At 63.2% G+C, this 14,802-nt stretch carries 17 protein-coding genes and 1 tRNA gene; 12 read left to right on the top strand and 6 right to left on the bottom strand.

What is annotated here, in order from left to right; genetic code table 11:
* Position 1: 1 nt before the first annotated feature.
* Entirely contained in the window at positions 2-346 is a 345-nt protein-coding gene (locus GJ668_RS06015; protein WP_186342915.1) for a helix-turn-helix domain-containing protein, read from the bottom strand.
* Between the two features lie 176 nt (positions 347-522).
* On the opposite strand from GJ668_RS06015, the gene GJ668_RS06020 reads away from it, so the two are divergent.
* Positions 523-936 (top strand): bacteriohemerythrin, encoded by a 414-nt coding sequence (locus tag GJ668_RS06020; RefSeq protein WP_155449241.1) that lies wholly within the window; start codon positions 523-525, stop codon positions 934-936.
* A 208-nt stretch (positions 937-1,144) separates the two neighbouring features.
* Here the strand turns inward: GJ668_RS06020 and sdhA are convergent, their stop codons facing one another.
* The 4 genes from sdhA to GJ668_RS06040 form a co-directional block, all read right to left on the bottom strand.
* Positions 1,145-2,908, bottom strand: coding sequence for a succinate dehydrogenase flavoprotein subunit (gene sdhA / locus GJ668_RS06025; protein WP_155449242.1), 1,764 nt, complete (start codon positions 2,906-2,908; stop codon positions 1,145-1,147).
* An 8-nt stretch (positions 2,909-2,916) separates the two neighbouring features.
* Complete coding sequence (gene sdhD / locus GJ668_RS06030; RefSeq protein ID WP_012971159.1) at positions 2,917-3,261, bottom strand: succinate dehydrogenase, hydrophobic membrane anchor protein; 345 nt, start codon at positions 3,259-3,261, stop codon at positions 2,917-2,919.
* A gap of 4 nt (positions 3,262-3,265) precedes the next feature.
* A complete protein-coding gene (gene sdhC, locus GJ668_RS06035; RefSeq protein WP_155449243.1) occupies positions 3,266-3,652 on the bottom strand; it encodes a succinate dehydrogenase, cytochrome b556 subunit in 387 nt (128 codons plus the stop codon).
* 272 nt (positions 3,653-3,924) lie between these two features.
* A tRNA-Met gene (locus GJ668_RS06040) sits at positions 3,925-4,001 on the bottom strand.
* Positions 4,002-4,247: 246 nt separating this feature from the next.
* Here GJ668_RS06040 and nifE point away from each other — a divergent pair.
* The 7 genes from nifE to lnt all read left to right on the top strand — a co-directional run bounded on the left by nifE (position 4,248) and on the right by lnt (position 10,444).
* Positions 4,248-5,717, top strand: coding sequence for a nitrogenase iron-molybdenum cofactor biosynthesis protein NifE (gene nifE / locus GJ668_RS06045; RefSeq protein ID WP_155449244.1), 1,470 nt, complete (start codon positions 4,248-4,250; stop codon positions 5,715-5,717).
* Entirely contained in the window at positions 5,710-7,107 is a 1,398-nt protein-coding gene (gene nifN, locus GJ668_RS06050) for a nitrogenase iron-molybdenum cofactor biosynthesis protein NifN (protein ID WP_155449245.1), read from the top strand. The genes nifE and nifN overlap by 8 nt, the downstream gene beginning before the upstream one ends.
* A 50-nt stretch (positions 7,108-7,157) precedes the next feature.
* Complete coding sequence (locus GJ668_RS06055; RefSeq protein ID WP_155449246.1) at positions 7,158-7,643, top strand: NifB/NifX family molybdenum-iron cluster-binding protein; 486 nt, start codon at positions 7,158-7,160, stop codon at positions 7,641-7,643.
* A 97-nt stretch (positions 7,644-7,740) separates the two neighbouring features.
* Positions 7,741-8,208, top strand: a complete 468-nt coding sequence (locus tag GJ668_RS06060; RefSeq protein ID WP_155449247.1) for a NifX-associated nitrogen fixation protein — start codon at positions 7,741-7,743, stop codon at positions 8,206-8,208.
* A 17-nt stretch (positions 8,209-8,225) separates the two neighbouring features.
* Positions 8,226-8,432, top strand: a complete 207-nt coding sequence (locus GJ668_RS06065; RefSeq protein WP_155449248.1) for a CCE_0567 family metalloprotein — start codon at positions 8,226-8,228, stop codon at positions 8,430-8,432.
* Positions 8,433-8,511: 79 nt separating this feature from the next.
* On the top strand, positions 8,512-8,820 hold the full coding sequence (fdxB, locus tag GJ668_RS06070; protein ID WP_155449249.1) for a ferredoxin III, nif-specific: 309 nt from the start codon (positions 8,512-8,514) through the stop codon (positions 8,818-8,820).
* Positions 8,821-8,917: 97 nt separating this feature from the next.
* Positions 8,918-10,444: an apolipoprotein N-acyltransferase gene (gene lnt / locus GJ668_RS06075; protein ID WP_155449250.1), complete on the top strand. Its 1,527-nt coding sequence runs from the start codon at positions 8,918-8,920 to the stop codon at positions 10,442-10,444.
* On the opposite strand, the gene orn is transcribed toward lnt, so the two are convergent.
* Positions 10,414-10,962, bottom strand: a complete 549-nt coding sequence (gene orn / locus GJ668_RS06080; protein ID WP_155449251.1) for an oligoribonuclease — start codon at positions 10,960-10,962, stop codon at positions 10,414-10,416. The two genes, lnt and orn, sit on opposite strands and share 31 nt — an antisense overlap.
* 208 nt (positions 10,963-11,170) lie before the next feature.
* Between orn and GJ668_RS06085 the strand changes: the two genes are divergently transcribed.
* The 4 genes from GJ668_RS06085 (at position 11,171) to modC (ending at position 14,619) form a co-directional block, all read left to right on the top strand.
* Entirely contained in the window at positions 11,171-11,983 is an 813-nt protein-coding gene (locus GJ668_RS06085) for a TOBE domain-containing protein (RefSeq protein ID WP_155449252.1), read from the top strand.
* A gap of 99 nt (positions 11,984-12,082) precedes the next feature.
* The gene (modA, locus tag GJ668_RS06090; protein ID WP_155449253.1) at positions 12,083-12,838 is read left to right on the top strand and encodes a molybdate ABC transporter substrate-binding protein; all 756 of its coding nucleotides are present in this window, start codon (positions 12,083-12,085) and stop codon (positions 12,836-12,838) included.
* A 13-nt stretch (positions 12,839-12,851) separates the two neighbouring features.
* Entirely contained in the window at positions 12,852-13,529 is a 678-nt protein-coding gene (gene modB / locus GJ668_RS06095; protein WP_155449254.1) for a molybdate ABC transporter permease subunit, read from the top strand.
* Positions 13,530-13,533: 4 nt separating this feature from the next.
* Positions 13,534-14,619, top strand: a complete 1,086-nt coding sequence (gene modC, locus GJ668_RS06100) for a molybdenum ABC transporter ATP-binding protein (protein WP_155449255.1) — start codon at positions 13,534-13,536, stop codon at positions 14,617-14,619.
* The last annotated feature ends 183 nt before the right edge of the window (positions 14,620-14,802 follow it).

Raw genomic sequence — 14,802 nt, forward strand, 5'->3', positions numbered from 1 at the left:
CTCAGTCTGCGTCCGCTGGCGCGATCAGGTCGAGCACCCGGCGGCGCTCCTTCTCGTTCATGGCGCGGAAGGCTTCGACGAGTTCACGTTCCTCGATGCTGAGCGGTCCGCTGTCGTCGAGCATCAGCAGCCAGGCCGGCGTCACGTCACCGAAGGCATCAGCCAACTGACAGGCGGCTTCCAACCCCATACGGCGGATCCCCTGCTCGTAATTGCTGATCCTGGACTTGGAGAACTGGTCCTGAGTGCGCTTGGAGAGGTCGTTGAGCGACCAGCCACGACGCATGCGCTCGGTGCGAAGACGCTGTCCGATCTGAGCGGAAAGTTGAGCAAATTCTGGTTCCACGGTGCAATGACCCCGCTGTTTGTGTGTCCAACGTTCTAGTGTATTAGGCCGCCCAACGTTTCAGGCAACTGTCGCAAATCCAGCGCGAATCGCCGTGCATGTTGGGCTATGATCAGCCTGAGCCAGGCGCCTTTGGCGCGCTGGACGCTTGAGTTTCAATCCAGACTGGGTGTCACATGTTAAGAGACTGGTCCGACGTCTACTCGATCGGCATCGCCGAAATCGACGAGCAACACCGCGGCTTCTTCAACGCGGCTCACCGCTTGTACGAGGACATCCTCGATCGCGAGGGCCGTAATGCCGTTGTCGAGGCGATTGCCTTCATGCGCGATTATGCCAACCAGCACTTCCAGACCGAGGAAGCGTTCATGCGTGAGCATAACTACCCCGGACTCAAGGATCACCTGCGTCAACACACGGCTTTCTTCCGTCGTCTCGACGAGCTGGAGAACGATCTCATGATCTTCGGTCCCAGCCAGGATCTTGCTGATCGTGCGCTCGATATCACCCAGGACTGGCTCATCGATCATATCGCCGACGAGGACATGCTGTATTCACTGCATGTCAAGATGGGTAAATCCAATGCCTGAGAAGGCACCCGGCCGACACGAATCGAACTCGTGCCCGCTAGGTGGACAAGCATAGCGCAGTCCGGCCGGATTTTTTCAATGACATCGAAACTCTTCTGGAGCTGGCGCACGTCGCCTGCTTCAGGACGCTGGACGTTCGAGCGCCTGTGATTGCGGGGAAATTTTAGCGTGGTCGCCGGGTCCATCAGATAGACCCGGCACACCTGAATCAATACACGCGCTCTTTCGGCGGGAAGGACTCAACGGTCAGCGGCTTGGTGCGCACCGGCTTGTAGTCCAGACGATCGGCCTCCTGATAATAGAGACTGTGCTTGAGCCAGACCTGATCGTCGCGTTCGGGATAGTCAGGGCGTGAGTGTGCACCCCGGCTCTCCTGACGGTGGAGCGCAGAGACGGCGATCGACAGACCCACATCGACCATGTTCTCCAGCTCCAGCGCCTCGATGCGCGCGGTGTTGAAGACCTTGGAGTGATCGGTCAGACGCACCTCGGGCAGCCGGTCGCGTAGCTCACGCAGCTTCTCAACGCCCTCGCTCATGATCTCCTCGGTGCGGAAGACGCCGGCGTGGTCTTCCATGCACTTGCGGAATTCGGCGCGCAGTTCCTGCACCGTAGCCCCCTGTCCTTTCTGCTCCCAGCGCGTCAGACGCGCCATGGCCTGATCCAGGCTCGCCGAGTCGGCGGCGCGCTGATAGGGATTCTCGCGCACGAAGTCGATGATATCCTTGCCCGCCAGGCGTCCGAACACCAGGATGTCCAGCAGCGAGTTGCCGCCGAGACGGTTGGCCCCATGCACCGAGGCACAGGCGCACTCGCCGGCGGCGTAGAGTCCGACCACGACCTCTTCCGAGCCGTGCCCGGCCGGCATGGCCACGCGGCCGAAGCGGTCGGTCGGGATGCCGCCCATGGCATAGTGCGCGGTCGGGAATACCGGGATGGGTTCGATGACCGGATCGCAGCCGGCGAAGATCTTGCTCGACTCACGGATGCCCGGCAGACGCTTGGCGATGACTGATTCACCGAGATGGTCGAGCTTGAGCATCACATGATCGCCGTTCTCACCGCAGCCGCGCCCTTCCTTGACCTCGGTGACGATGGCGCGCGAGACCACGTCGCGGCTGGCCAGATCCTTGGCGCGCGGCGCATAGCGCTCCATGAAGCGCTCGCCGTCCTTGTTGATCAGATAGCCGCCCTCGCCGCGCGTGCCCTCGGTGATGAGCATCCCTTTGCCGGCGATGCCGGTCGGATGGAACTGGAAGAACTCCATGTCCATCAACGGAATGCCCGCGCGCAGGGCCATGGCGCAACCGTCGCCGGTATTGATGTGGGCATTGGAGGTGGTACGGAACACCTGACCGCAGCCGCCGGTCGCGAGCAATGTGGCCTTGGACTCGATCAGCAGCGGCTCGCCGCTCTCGATCTCCAGCACCAGGGCGCCGCAGATGATGCCCTCGGCATCGCGCACCAGATCGATGGCGAAGAACTCGTCGAAGAAGTGGGTGCGGGCGCGGATGTTCTGCTGATAGAGGGTATGCAGGATAGCGTGTCCGGTGCGATCCGCCGCCGCACAGGTGCGCGCGGCCTGATCGCCGCCGAAGTTCTGGCTCTGGCCGCCGAAGGGACGCTGATAGATCTTGCCGTTGTCCAGACGCGAGAAGGGCACGCCCGCGTGCTCCAGCTCATAGACCGTGGGGATGGCCTCGCGGCACATGAACTCGATGGCATCCTGGTCGCCCAGATAGTCCGAGCCTTTGACGGTGTCGAACATGTGCCAGTGCCAGGAGTCGGGCAGGACATTGGCCAGGGCGGCGTTCACCCCGCCCTGCGCGGCCACGGTGTGCGAGCGGGTCGGGAACACCTTGGAGACCACGGCCACGCGCAGATCCGCGCCGGCCAGTTGCAGCGCCGCGTTCAGACCCGCACCGCCGGCACCGATGATGAGGGCGTCGAAATGACGTGTTGGAAGACTCATAGCAGGACTCAACCCCCGATGCCGGCAGTGATGATCGCCTTCACGAACCAGAGTCCGGAGGCGACGATGATGAAGACGAACCAGGTCATGAGACCCACGCGCAGATTGGTGAGACGCACATAATCGATCAGCACGTCGCGAATGCCGACCCAGGCATGGGCGAGCACCAGGGGCACACCGAGCATCAGCGCCATAGCGACCAGCGGATGCGCTACCCAGGCCACCAGTTCGGCATGGTCGGCGGGGGCGTCGAAGATGAATTTGAGCAGCAGATAGCCCGCGAGAAAGGACAGATAGATGGCCGTGGTGCGCTGCAACAGCCAGGCCATGAGTCCGGATGCTTGACGGCTCATGCGTTCAGTCTCCCAGAAGGAACGACAGGATGATGGACAGCACCAGCAGCACAGGCGCGGCATAGAGCGTGAGGCGGGCGGTCTGGCGCGCCGGCGCGCGATCGAGCCCGACGCCATAGTCCAGGAAGAGATGACGGATCCCGGCGAGCAGATGATGGAACAGCGCCCAGAGCAGTCCGAGCAGCACCAGTTTGGTCAGCCAGGTATCCAGGACGGCGGCGGTCGCCGCGAAGCCCTCGGGGCTGGACAGGGCCTGATGGAACAGGATCGCGACGATCGGGATGGTCAGAACCATGACGATCCCGCTGACACGGTGGAGAATGGACACGAGACCTGAAAGCGGCAGCTTGATCCGCCACAGATCGAGAAACACGGGTCTGGGAGTAGTCATCTTGAAGGGATCCAGTCTTTTGTGCGGCGCAACAGAATATCGACTTGAGGCCCGGTCCGGCAACTGCTTTCAATGCCGAACCCGGCAGTGGGCGTTGCGCTTGAAGCACGTTGAGCCGCGCTCAGTCGCGACACCCAGGCCGCGAAGCGAGATCATTCAAGGGAGCTTGAATCTCGAATGGCTTGAGGCGCGTGAACGCGAAGGCGCTTTGGGAGAGAGTTGAGGCGAACAACTTAGACACACATCCATGTGTCGGCTAAGCCGTTGAGATCTGGTGGCTACGCCCTGACTCGAACAGGGGACCCTCGCATTATGAGTGCGATGCTCTAACCAACTGAGCTACGTAGCCAGATGAGACGCGCAATGATAGCGGCCATCACGCCACGCGTCAAACAGGATCGAGTCGCGATCAATGTCGGGGTTGTAACAAGACCGCCGATTGTCGCGACTCCGACAGCCAGCGACAAGGCGCCACGTCCGCAAAGCCGCTGTATCCTGCCGATTATTTCAATCGAATCAATCCCGTAACGGTCCGCCAAACTCAAGGCATGATTCATGCTTAAAAGCTCTCGAAACGCATTTTTTGGAGCCACGCATGAAGTCAAAAGACCTCTCCGCCCTGCTCGACGAGCCGGCCTGCGCGCATAACACCAAGTCCAAATCGGGCTGCGCCAAGCCCAAGCCGGGCGCGACGGCCGGCGGCTGCGCCTTCGATGGGGCGCAGATCGCCATGCTGCCGATCGGAGACGTCGCCCATATCGTGCATGGCTCGATTGCCTGCGCCGGCAATTCCTGGGACAACCGGGGCACGCGCTCCAGCGGTCCAAAGCTCTTCAAGATCGGCATGACCACGGATCTGACCGAGCAGGACATCATCATGGGACGTGGCGAAAAACGCCTGTTCCACTCCATCAAGCAGGCCATCGACGGCTACCAGCCAGCGGCAGTGTTCGTCTACAACACCTGTGTTCCAGCCCTGACCGGCGACGACGTCGAGGCCGTCTGCCAGGCCGCCGAGCAGCGCTGGGGCACGCCCGTGATCTCGATCGATGCCGCCGGGTTCTATGGGGCCAAGAATCTCGGCAGCCGCATCTCAGGCGAGACCATGGTCAAGCGCGTCTGCGGCGGACGCGAACCTGACCCCATCCCCGAGGGCATCGAGCGTCCCGATTTCAAGATCCACGACATCTGTCTGATCGGCGAGTACAACATCGCCGGCGAACTCTGGCACATCCTGCCGCTGTTCGACGAACTGGGTCTGCGCGTGCTCTGCACGCTTTCGGGCGATGCGCGTTTCCGCGAAGTGCAGACCATGCACCGCTCCGAGGTCAACATGATGGTCTGCTCGCGCGCCCTGGTGAACGTGGCGCGGCGGCTCCAGGAAACCTATGGCACGCCCTGGTTCGAGGGCAGTTTCTATGGAGTGCGCGATGTCTCGCAGGCCTTGCGCGATTTCGCGCGGATCATCGACGACCCGGATTTGACCGCGCGCACCGAAGCCGTGATCGCGCGCGAAGAAGCCAGGGCGGAGGCCGCGCTTGCCCCCTGGCGCGAGCGGCTCCAGGGCCGCAAGGTGCTGCTCTATACAGGTGGGGTCAAGTCCTGGTCGGTGATCTCGGCGCTCCAGGATCTGGGCATGACCGTGGTGGCCAGCGGGACGCGCAAGTCGACCGAGGAGGACAAGGCGCGCATCCGCGAGCTGATGGGCGAGGACGCCGTGATGATCGAGGAGGGCAATCCTCGCACCCTGATCGACATGGTGCACGATCAGGGCGTCGACATCCTGATCGCCGGCGGGCGCAACCTCTACACCGCCCTCAAGGCACGTCTGCCCTTCCTCGATATCAATCAGGAACGCGAATTCGGCTATGCCGGTTATACGGGCATGGAAGAGCTGGCGCGTCAGCTTTGTCTGACCATCGAGAGTCCGATCTGGGAGGTGGTGCGCCGTCCGCCGCCCTGGGCGCGGTCTGCGGCGACGACGCAATCGTCATCGGCCCAGCCGCCCGCTGTCGCAACCTCCATCGATTCCGAATCCGCCACGCTGGAGGTGCGTCATGCCTGAGATCATCAAGCGTAGCAAGGCGCTCTGCGTCAGCCCGCTCAAGGCCAGCTCGACCGTAGGCGCGGCGCTCGCCTTTCTCGGCTTCAACCGCGCCATCCCCATGATGCACGGCTCACAGGGCTGTACCGCGTTCGGCAAGATCTTCTTCGTGCGCCACTTCCGCGAGCCGATCCCGCTCCAGACCACGGCCATCGATCATGTGAGCGCGGTCATGGGCAGTCAGGAGCTGGTCGTCGAGGGTCTGCGTACCCTGTGCGAGAAGCATCGCCCCGACCTGATCGGGCTGCCGACCACGGGACTGGTCGAGACCCAGGGCGCCGATATCCGTCAGGCGGTGCGGGCCTTCCGTGAAGCGCATCCCGAATTCGCGGCCATCCCGGTGGTGCCGGTTTCCACGCCCGATTTCAGCGGCGCCATGGAATCCGGCTATGCCGCTACCGTCAAGGCCATCATCGAGGAACTGGTGCCGAGCGCCGACGAGGCCGGCACCCAACCGGGACGGCGCCGGCGTCAGATCAACGTCCTGGCCGGCTCGCACCTGACGCCCGGCGATCTGGAGCATCTCAAGGAGCTGATCGAGGGTTTTGGTCTGCGCCCGCTGGTGCTGCCCGATCTGTCCGATTCGCTCGACGGCCATCTGCCCGAAGCCGATTACAGCCCGCTGACCATCGGCGGCACCCTGGTCGATGAACTCAACACACTCGGCGATGCCCTGGCGACCCTGGTGATCGGCGACTCCATGCACGGCCCAGCCGATGTGCTCAAGGCCAAAACCGCGGTGCCCGACCATCGATTCACCCATCTCATGGGCATCGAGGCCGTCGACCGTTTGATCCTGACGCTCTCGGAGCTAGCTGCCGCGCCCGTGCCGCCGCGCATCGAGCGCCAGCGCCAGCAGCTCCAGGACGCCATGCTCGACTGTCATTTCATGCTCGGCATGTCGCGTTTGGCCATCGCTGCTGAGCCGGATCTGCTGGTCGGCCTGACCGAGATGCTGGCCGGCTTCGGCGCCGAGACGGTCGCCGCCGTCAGCCCGAGCAATGCCCCGGTGCTTCAGCACGCCCAGTGCGAGCAGGTCAAGATCGGCGACCTGGAAGACCTGGAACTGGCCGTACGCGCCAACCGCGCCGAGCTGATCATCACCAACTCGCACGGCGTCCACACCGCTGAACGGCTCGGCCTGCCGCTGCTGCGCGCCGGATTCCCCCAGTACGACCGTGTCGGCGGCTACACCCGCACCTGGATCGGCTACTCGGGTACGCGCGCCACGCTCTTCGATCTGGCCAATCTGATCCTGAGCCTGGAGAAGGGCGAGATCCATCCCTATCGCTCCACGCTCAAGCAATGGCCGACTGAGGACACACAGGCCTCAGTCAAACACGCTGCGTAAAACGCAGAACATGGCCCACGCTCAAACCCAAGCCACCAGGACCAGCCACCATGCCCTTGCAACGCCGACTGCGCCTCCTGAGTGACCCAAGCGAGACCAAACCCATGACCACGGCGATTCGGGTCGCCTTCGCGACCTCCAATCTCAAGGAGATCGATCAGCACTTCGGGGCTGCCGAGTCCTTCGCGATCCACACGATCGACGCCGAGACGGCCAATCTGCTGGAAGTCGTCCAGTTCGGCCCCGCCGACATGGACGGCAACGAGGACAAGCTCGAAGCCAAGATCGCCGCGCTCGACGGCTGCATCGCCGTCTACTGTCAGGCCATCGGTGCCTCGGCGGTCGACCGCTTGCGCCCTTACGGCATCCAGCCGATCAAGGTCGCCGCTCGCACCCCGCTGAACCAATTGATCCGCGCGCTCCAGAGCGAACTGCGCGACGGCCCGAGTGCCTGGCTGGCGCGCGCCATCGAGCGTCAGAACCCGGAGCGCGCCAACCGCTTCGATCTCATGGAAGCCGAAGGCTGGGCCGAATGAGCGCGGCGCACCGCGCTCTGGGCTCAGCCTCCGACCTCGACAAAACCGCCTACAGCTCACAACCGCAATCGTATCCATGATCCAAGAGGTCACGACCATGTCCGAGACACCACACATCGAAAATGAAGGACTTCTGCAATCGGTCTTCATCGTCGAGATGGTGCGCCAGATGCGCGCCATCGACGCCTACGGCCATTACGATCGGCTCTCGACCACCGAGATCCTGGAACCCTTCGTCCTGACCAAAGAGAAGAAACAGGAGATCCCCATCATCGGCGACCCGGACGAGCTGGTGGTGGCGCGGGTCAAGGTCTTCTACAACGCGATCTCGGCCATGATCGAGTCCGAATGCGGACTCATGGCCGTGCCGCTGATCAACCTCACCCACGAGGGCTTCGGGCGCGCGCTGATCACGGTCGGCAAGCTGGTGGTGATGGATCGCACCCTGCGTGACGTCCACCGCTTCGGCTTTCCGAGTCTGTCGAAGATGAAGGACGAGGCCGACAAGATTCTCTCGGTTGCGCTCGAACTCATCGGCGAGCATTCCAAGGTCGCGGGTCTCTGAACCCCGGAGGTACAGGCATGACACCCGAGGAACTCAAGGTCTTGGAAAAGGCCGTCAGCAAGGCCAAGCGCATCGCCAGCGAGCGGGCGAGCGAATTGCACGATCTGGTCGAGGACCGGCTGCCCGCCGCCTACGAAGACATCCCGGCGATCGCCCAGGCGACCTACGATGCCTGCCACGCCTGGGCCGAGGCCAGTGCCCGACTCAAGGCGGCAAGCGGCTAGCGCGCGCTTCCGGCCAAACACCCATCCACCATACCCTTATTGACACGGCGCGCGAGGCGCCGAATTCGGAGACCCTGATATGTCCGTCATCACTGGAATTACGCGCGGCGGCGCCGAATGGACACCGGCTTTCATCGTGGCGCTCAATCAACAGAATTGCATTGGCTGCGGGCGTTGCTACAAGGTCTGCCCGCGCGATGTGTTTGAGCTGATTGATCGCGACGATCTGGATCTGGACGACCTCGACGACGATGATGCATTCGACGATGAAGCGCCCGGCATGGTCATGAACCTCAAGGACGCGCTCGACTGTATCGGTTGCGAGTCCTGCTCGCGTGTCTGTCCCAAGAGCTGTCTGGCGCACGAGCCGCAGAAAATCGCGGCTTGAGCCGGGACAGGAGCGCCCGGTCATGGGTTCTTCGTTTGACCATTGGACCTGCGGCTGATAGAAACAGCGCCTTTCCATCCAGCCGCCGGCGATCTCCATGGTTCCGCTGCTCAAGGCGCGTTTGACAGGCTGCCATCCCGCGCTGCTCGCACTTGGCGCGGGTGCGCTGACGGTCCTCAGCTTCGCGCCCTTCTCGCTGTTTCCACTGGCGGTACTCGCCAGCGCCGCGTTCTATCAGTCGCTCGTCGACGCCAGCCCGCGCGCCGCGTTCTGGCGCGGCTGGCTGTTCGGCGTCGGGCTGCTCGGCGTCGGCGTGTTCTGGATTCGCATCAGTCTCAACGAATTCGGCAACATGGACGCCTGGGCCGCGCATCTGCTCACGGCGCTCTTCATCGCGGCCATGGCGCTCTATTACGGCACGACCGGCTGGCTGGTCCGCCGTCTGGATCCAGGCCCGGCCTGGGTCGGTCCGCTGATCCTGCTGCCGGGGAGCACCGTGCTGCTCGAATGGGTGCGCGGCTGGCTCTTCACCGGTTTCCCCTGGCTCAGTCTGGGCTATGGTCAGATCGCCGGACCGCTGGCCGGCTATGCGCCGCTGCTGGGTGTGCATGGGGTCAGTCTGCTGGTCGTGCTCTCGGGCGGACTGCTGTGGTGCGCGATCCATTGGCGTGATCGCGCGCGGCACGGCGCCTGGATCGCGCTGGCGGCACTCTGGATCGGTGGGGCCGGTCTGAGCGCTGTCGACTGGACACAGCCATCCGGCCCGCCGCTACGCGCCAGCGTGCTCCAGGCCAACATCCCGCAAGCGATCAAGTGGGATCCCGAGGCGAGCCGGATGATCGCCGAGACCTATGTCGATCTGACCCTGAAACACCTGGATTCGGACCTGATCGTCTGGCCAGAGACCGCCCTGCCCGACTTTTTGCACCAGATTCGTGCGTCCCTGCTCGATCCGCTCGCCGAGCGCGCGCGCGCCGAGGGTGCTGAGATCGTGCTCGGGCTGCCGGTGATGGATCTGGAGAGCGGACGCTATTTCAATGGCCTGCTGGCGATCGGGAGCCAGGAGGATCTCTACGCCAAGCGTCATCTGGTGCCCTTCGGTGAGTTTCTGCCCTTCAAATCCTGGCTGGGACCGCTGGTGCGGCTGTTCGAGATCCCGATGTCGGACTTCAGCCCCGGCGACAACCGCCGCCCGCTGCTCAACCTGGGCGTGCATCAGGCTGGCGTCTCCATCTGCTATGAAGATGCCTTTCCGACCGAAGTCATCGAGGCGCTGCCCGAGGCCGCCTATCTGATCAATGTCAGCAATGACGCCTGGTTCGGCGACTCGCTCGCCCCGCCGCAACATCTGGAGATGGCGCGGATGCGGGCGCTGGAGACCGGACGCGATCTGCTCCGCGCCACCAATACCGGGATCTCGGCCATCATCGATCATCGCGGCCGCTTGATCGACACCCTGCCCTCCTTCGTGCGCGGCGCGGTCACGGCCGAGATCCAGCCGCGCCAGGGAGCGACGCCCTTCAGTCAGCGTGGCAACTGGCCGACGGTGGGTCTGGCGTTCGCTCTGATACTGCTCGGCGGCTGGCGCCGGCTTCAGTCGACCTTCAGTAAATGGGTTCGGTAGTGACGCAGTTCGTCGATGGACTCGCGGATGTCGTCGAGCGCCAGATGGCGTGATTCCTTCTTGAAACTGCTCGCCACCTCGGGCGCCCAGCGCTGGGCGAGGATCTTGAGCGTGCTCACGTCCAGGTTGCGATAGTGACAATAGGTTTCCAGACGCGGCATCCAGCGCGCCAGGAAGCGCCGGTCCTGACAGATGCTGTTGCCGCACAGAGGCGAGGCACCGGATGGAACATATTTAGCAAGAAAGTCGAGCGTCGCTACTTCGGCATCACGCACGCTGTGCTGGCTCAGACGCACGCGCTCCAGCAGTCCGGACGCGCCGTGATGCTCGCGATTCCAGTCGTCCAGACCAGCCAGGATCGCCTCATCCTGATGGATCGCCATCACCGGCCCCTCGGCCAGCACCCGGAGCTGACTGTCGGTGATGAGGGTCGCAATCTCCAGGATACGATCCTGGCCGGGGTCCAGCCCGGTCATCTCCAGGTCCATCCAGATCAGGTTATGCTCGCTCTTGCTCATAATCTCTCGTGCCCGTTCGATTGTTCGGTTTCGCGCATATTGTCGCATCATTGTCGATCGAGCTATGCGCCTTGATCGCGCTTGATTCGGCCTCAAGCGGCCGAATGGCGTGGCACGCCGGGAGTTTTACTGAAATTGGACCGAAAATTGCTTTAATCCCTGGCGTTATATCGTCTAGGATATAACCCCCGACTCGGAGATCGATCACATGACGCCTACCCTGGAGCAAGGTCTGGAAACCAGCAGCTCGCTGCAACTGGAACTGAACCAACAGCGGTTCGCCGGTCATGGCCGGATCGATCTGTTGCGCCGCATCGCGGAGACCGGCTCGATCTCGCGCGCGGCTAAGTCGCTCGGCCTGTCCTACAAACAGGCCTGGGACTCAGTCGATGCCATGAACAACCTCTCGCCCCAACCGTTGGTTCGGCGTCAGGTCGGGGGTCGTCATGGCGGCGGGACCGAACTCACCGAGGAAGGGCAACGCCTGATTGCGGTCTACGAGGCCGCCGAACGCGAACACCAGCGCTTTCTGGAGCGCTTGAGCGCCGGTATTCAGGATTTTGATCATTTTCACGCACTCTTGGAAACACTTAGCATGAAAGTCAGTACACGCAATCATCTGTGCGGCACCGTCTCCGCGATCAAGCCCGGCGCGGTCAATGCCGAGGTCACGCTCGACATCAACGGCGCCCCACTGGTCGCCATCATCACCAACGACAGCGTCGGGTCGCTGGGTCTGACAGTCGGTGCCGAGGCGTTTGCGCTCATCAAGGCGTCTTTCGTCATCCTGGCCACCGAGGACGGCGGACTCAAGACCTCGGCGCGCAACCGGCTGTGCGGGGTCATCGAGCGCATCGTCACGGGTGCCGTCAACACCGAGGTGGTGCTGGCCCTCAATGGCGGGACGCGCCTGACGGCCATGATCACCAACGACAGCGCCACCGAGCTGGGATTGACGGTGGGTGAGCGGGCCTGCGCCCTGATCAAGGCGCCGCACGTCATCCTGGCCGTCAAGGATTAAACGGACGACCGTAACGACTCATTGTTGCGCCAATCGTTATATCCATATCGATACAACGATTGGTCGCCCCAACAGATCACCCATGATTCGGAGAACCCCATGAAGACTTTGACGACGACATTCAGTGCCTTCGCGCTAATCGCGGCGACCTTTGCCACGCACGCCGAGACCGTCCAGGTCGCGGTCGCGGCCAATTTCACCGCGCCCATGAAACTCATCGCCGAATCCTTCAAGCAGGACACCGGCCATACGGCCGAGGCCGCCTACGGGTCCACCGGCAAGTTCTACGCCCAGATCACGAACGGCGCCCCCTTCCAGGTGTTTCTGGCCGCCGATGACAACACGCCGGCCAAGCTGGAAGCCGAGGGTATGACGCAGCCCGGAACCCGTTTCACCTATGCCACGGGCACCCTGGTGCTGTGGAGCGCCGATCCCGCGCTGATCGAGGATGGCGCCAAGGTGCTGGGCCGCAACAAGTTCCGCAAACTCGCCATTGCCAATCCCAAGACCGCGCCCTATGGCGCGTCCGCCGTCGAGACCATGAAGGCGCTCCAGGTCGATCAAATGCTCGCACCCAAGCTGGTCCAGGGCGAGAACATCGCCCAGACCTATCAGTTCGTCAGCACCGGTAATGCCGAACTGGGTTTCGTCGCTCTGTCGCAGGTGTTCAAGGATGGCCGGATCGCCGAGGGGTCGGCCTGGATCGTCCCGGCCGAGATGCATGAGCCGATCCGCCAGGATGCGGTGATCCTGAAGACGGGCGAGGGCAATGCGGCGGCGAGCGCGTTGGTGGACTATCTGAAGACCGACAAGGTCAAGGCCATCATCCGTTCCTTCGGCTACCAGATTCAGTAAGGGACCACACGCCATGGGCTTCTCCGACGCTGACCTTCAGGCCATTTGGCTGACCCTGCGCCTGGCCAGCCTGGTCACGATCCTGTTACTCCTGATCGGGACACCGATCGCCTGGTGGCTGGCGCGGACCAGCTCGCGCTGGAAAGGGCCGGTCGGCGCCGTAGTTGCCCTTCCCCTGGTGCTGCCGCCGACTGTGCTTGGCTTCTACCTGCTGCTGGCGATGGGGCCGCATGGTCCCGTCGGGCAGTTTACCCAGTCGCTTGGCATCGGCCTGCTGCCCTTCACTTACTGGGGATTGGTGGTGGCCTCGGTGTTCTATTCCATGCCCTTCGTGGTCCAGCCGATCCAGAATGCCATCGAGGCCCTGGGCGAGCGCCCGCTGGAAGTGGCCGCGACCCTGCGCGCCGGTCCCTGGGATCGCTTCTTCAGCGTGGTGCTGCCGCTGGCCAAACCGGGCTTTTTCACCGCTGCTATCCTGGGTTTCGCGCATACGGTCGGTGAGTTTGGCGTGGTGCTCATGATCGGCGGCAACATCCCGGGCGCGACCCGTGTGGTCTCGGTGCAGATCTACGACTATGTCGAGGCCATGGAATACGGTCAGGCCCACTGGCTGGCCATGAGCATGGTGATCTTCTCGTTCCTGGTGCTGCTGGCGCTCTATACCCTCAATCCCAACCAACGCCGTTTCTGACCCCATGAAGACTGATCGCATCGAGGCTCGCTTTCATCTCGACTATCCGGAGTTCTCGCTTGACGTGGATCTCGACCTGCCGGGACGCGGAGTCACGGCCCTGTTCGGTCATTCCGGTTCGGGCAAGACCACGCTGCTACGGCTCATCGCCGGGCTGGTCCAGGTCCGCGAGGGTTCGCTGCGGGTCCATGGCGAGGTCTGGCAGGAGGGTCAGCACATTCTGCCAACGCACAAGCGCCCGCTCGGCTATGTGTTCCAGGAGTCGAGTCTGTTTCCGCATCTGACCGCACGCGGCAATCTAGCGTATGGGATGAAGCGTGTCGGCAATGCCATGAATCGGCAGGCGCTCGATCAGGCCGTTGAGCTGCTCGGCATCGGCCATCTGCTCGACCGACGCCCGCATCAGCTCTCGGGCGGCGAGCGCCAGCGTGTGGCGATTGCGCGCGCGCTGGCGGTCCAGCCGCGACTGCTGCTGATGGATGAGCCACTCGCCGCGCTCGATCTCAAGCGCAAGCAGGAGATCCTGCCCTATCTGGAACGGCTGCACGATCAGCTCGAAATCCCCGTGCTCTATGTCAGCCACTCGCCCGACGAGGTCGCGCGGCTGGCCGATACCGTGGTGCTGATGGAACAGGGGCGCGCGCGTGCTATTGGTCCAGCGGCCGAGGTGTTCAGCCGGCTCGATCTGGCGATCGCCCTGGATCAGGACGCAAGCGCCATCATCGAAGGGGCCATTCTCAGTCATGACGATGCCTATGCTTTGACACGGCTGGAAATTCCGGGCGGACATCTGACCGTGGCGCGGCTCGATCATGACATTCATGATCTGGTGCGGGTGCGCATCCATGCCCGGGATGTCAGTCTCGCTTTGGACGAACCGGGCGCGTCCAGCATCCTGAATATCCTGCCCGCGCGCATCCTGGAGATGCGTGAGATCGAACAGGCGCAGGTGCTGGTCAAGCTCTGCACGGGGGCCGGAGGGAAAACGCCGCTGCTCGCGCGCATCACCCGCCATTCGCGTGATCGCTTGCAGCTCCAAGAGGGACAGAGTGTTTTCGCTCAGGTCAAGGCGGTGGCCTTGATGGATTGACGCCTGGGGGCCGAGCGGTTCCCAGGCTCAAGCATCGTCCAGAGTCTGAGTCCGCCAAGAACTTTGCGAGATTCTTGGCTGCGGCTGAAGCCAGAGCGATCCTGGCGTAAGCGTTCAGAGTCCCCCCGCCGGAGCGGGGAATAGAGCCGGCAGCGGAGCGGCTTGGCGCCCGGCACGGCGATC

This window comes from Allochromatium palmeri (assembly GCF_009720725.1).
GTDB lineage: Bacteria > Pseudomonadota > Gammaproteobacteria > Chromatiales > Chromatiaceae > Thermochromatium > Thermochromatium palmeri.

What these genes read in the sequence shown, in the direction of transcription:
- orn (WP_155449251.1), bottom strand. Translation starts at nt 10,962, where the DNA reads ATGAGCAAGAGCGAGCATAACCTGATCTGGATGGACCTGGAGATGACC.
- modB (WP_155449254.1), top strand. Translation starts at nt 12,852, where the DNA reads ATGGGCTTCTCCGACGCTGACCTTCAGGCCATTTGGCTGACCCTGCGC.
- nifN (WP_155449245.1), top strand. Translation starts at nt 5,710, where the DNA reads ATGCCTGAGATCATCAAGCGTAGCAAGGCGCTCTGCGTCAGCCCGCTC.
- GJ668_RS06055 (WP_155449246.1), top strand. Translation starts at nt 7,158, where the DNA reads ATGCCCTTGCAACGCCGACTGCGCCTCCTGAGTGACCCAAGCGAGACC.
- GJ668_RS06020 (WP_155449241.1), top strand. Translation starts at nt 523, where the DNA reads ATGTTAAGAGACTGGTCCGACGTCTACTCGATCGGCATCGCCGAAATC.
- lnt (WP_155449250.1), top strand. Translation starts at nt 8,918, where the DNA reads ATGGTTCCGCTGCTCAAGGCGCGTTTGACAGGCTGCCATCCCGCGCTG.
- GJ668_RS06085 (WP_155449252.1), top strand. Translation starts at nt 11,171, where the DNA reads ATGACGCCTACCCTGGAGCAAGGTCTGGAAACCAGCAGCTCGCTGCAA.
- sdhD (WP_012971159.1), bottom strand. Translation starts at nt 3,261, where the DNA reads ATGAGCCGTCAAGCATCCGGACTCATGGCCTGGCTGTTGCAGCGCACC.
- sdhA (WP_155449242.1), bottom strand. Translation starts at nt 2,908, where the DNA reads ATGAGTCTTCCAACACGTCATTTCGACGCCCTCATCATCGGTGCCGGC.
- modA (WP_155449253.1), top strand. Translation starts at nt 12,083, where the DNA reads ATGAAGACTTTGACGACGACATTCAGTGCCTTCGCGCTAATCGCGGCG.
- GJ668_RS06065 (WP_155449248.1), top strand. Translation starts at nt 8,226, where the DNA reads ATGACACCCGAGGAACTCAAGGTCTTGGAAAAGGCCGTCAGCAAGGCC.
- sdhC (WP_155449243.1), bottom strand. Translation starts at nt 3,652, where the DNA reads ATGACTACTCCCAGACCCGTGTTTCTCGATCTGTGGCGGATCAAGCTG.
- fdxB (WP_155449249.1), top strand. Translation starts at nt 8,512, where the DNA reads ATGTCCGTCATCACTGGAATTACGCGCGGCGGCGCCGAATGGACACCG.
- GJ668_RS06060 (WP_155449247.1), top strand. Translation starts at nt 7,741, where the DNA reads ATGTCCGAGACACCACACATCGAAAATGAAGGACTTCTGCAATCGGTC.
- nifE (WP_155449244.1), top strand. Translation starts at nt 4,248, where the DNA reads ATGAAGTCAAAAGACCTCTCCGCCCTGCTCGACGAGCCGGCCTGCGCG.
- modC (WP_155449255.1), top strand. Translation starts at nt 13,534, where the DNA reads ATGAAGACTGATCGCATCGAGGCTCGCTTTCATCTCGACTATCCGGAG.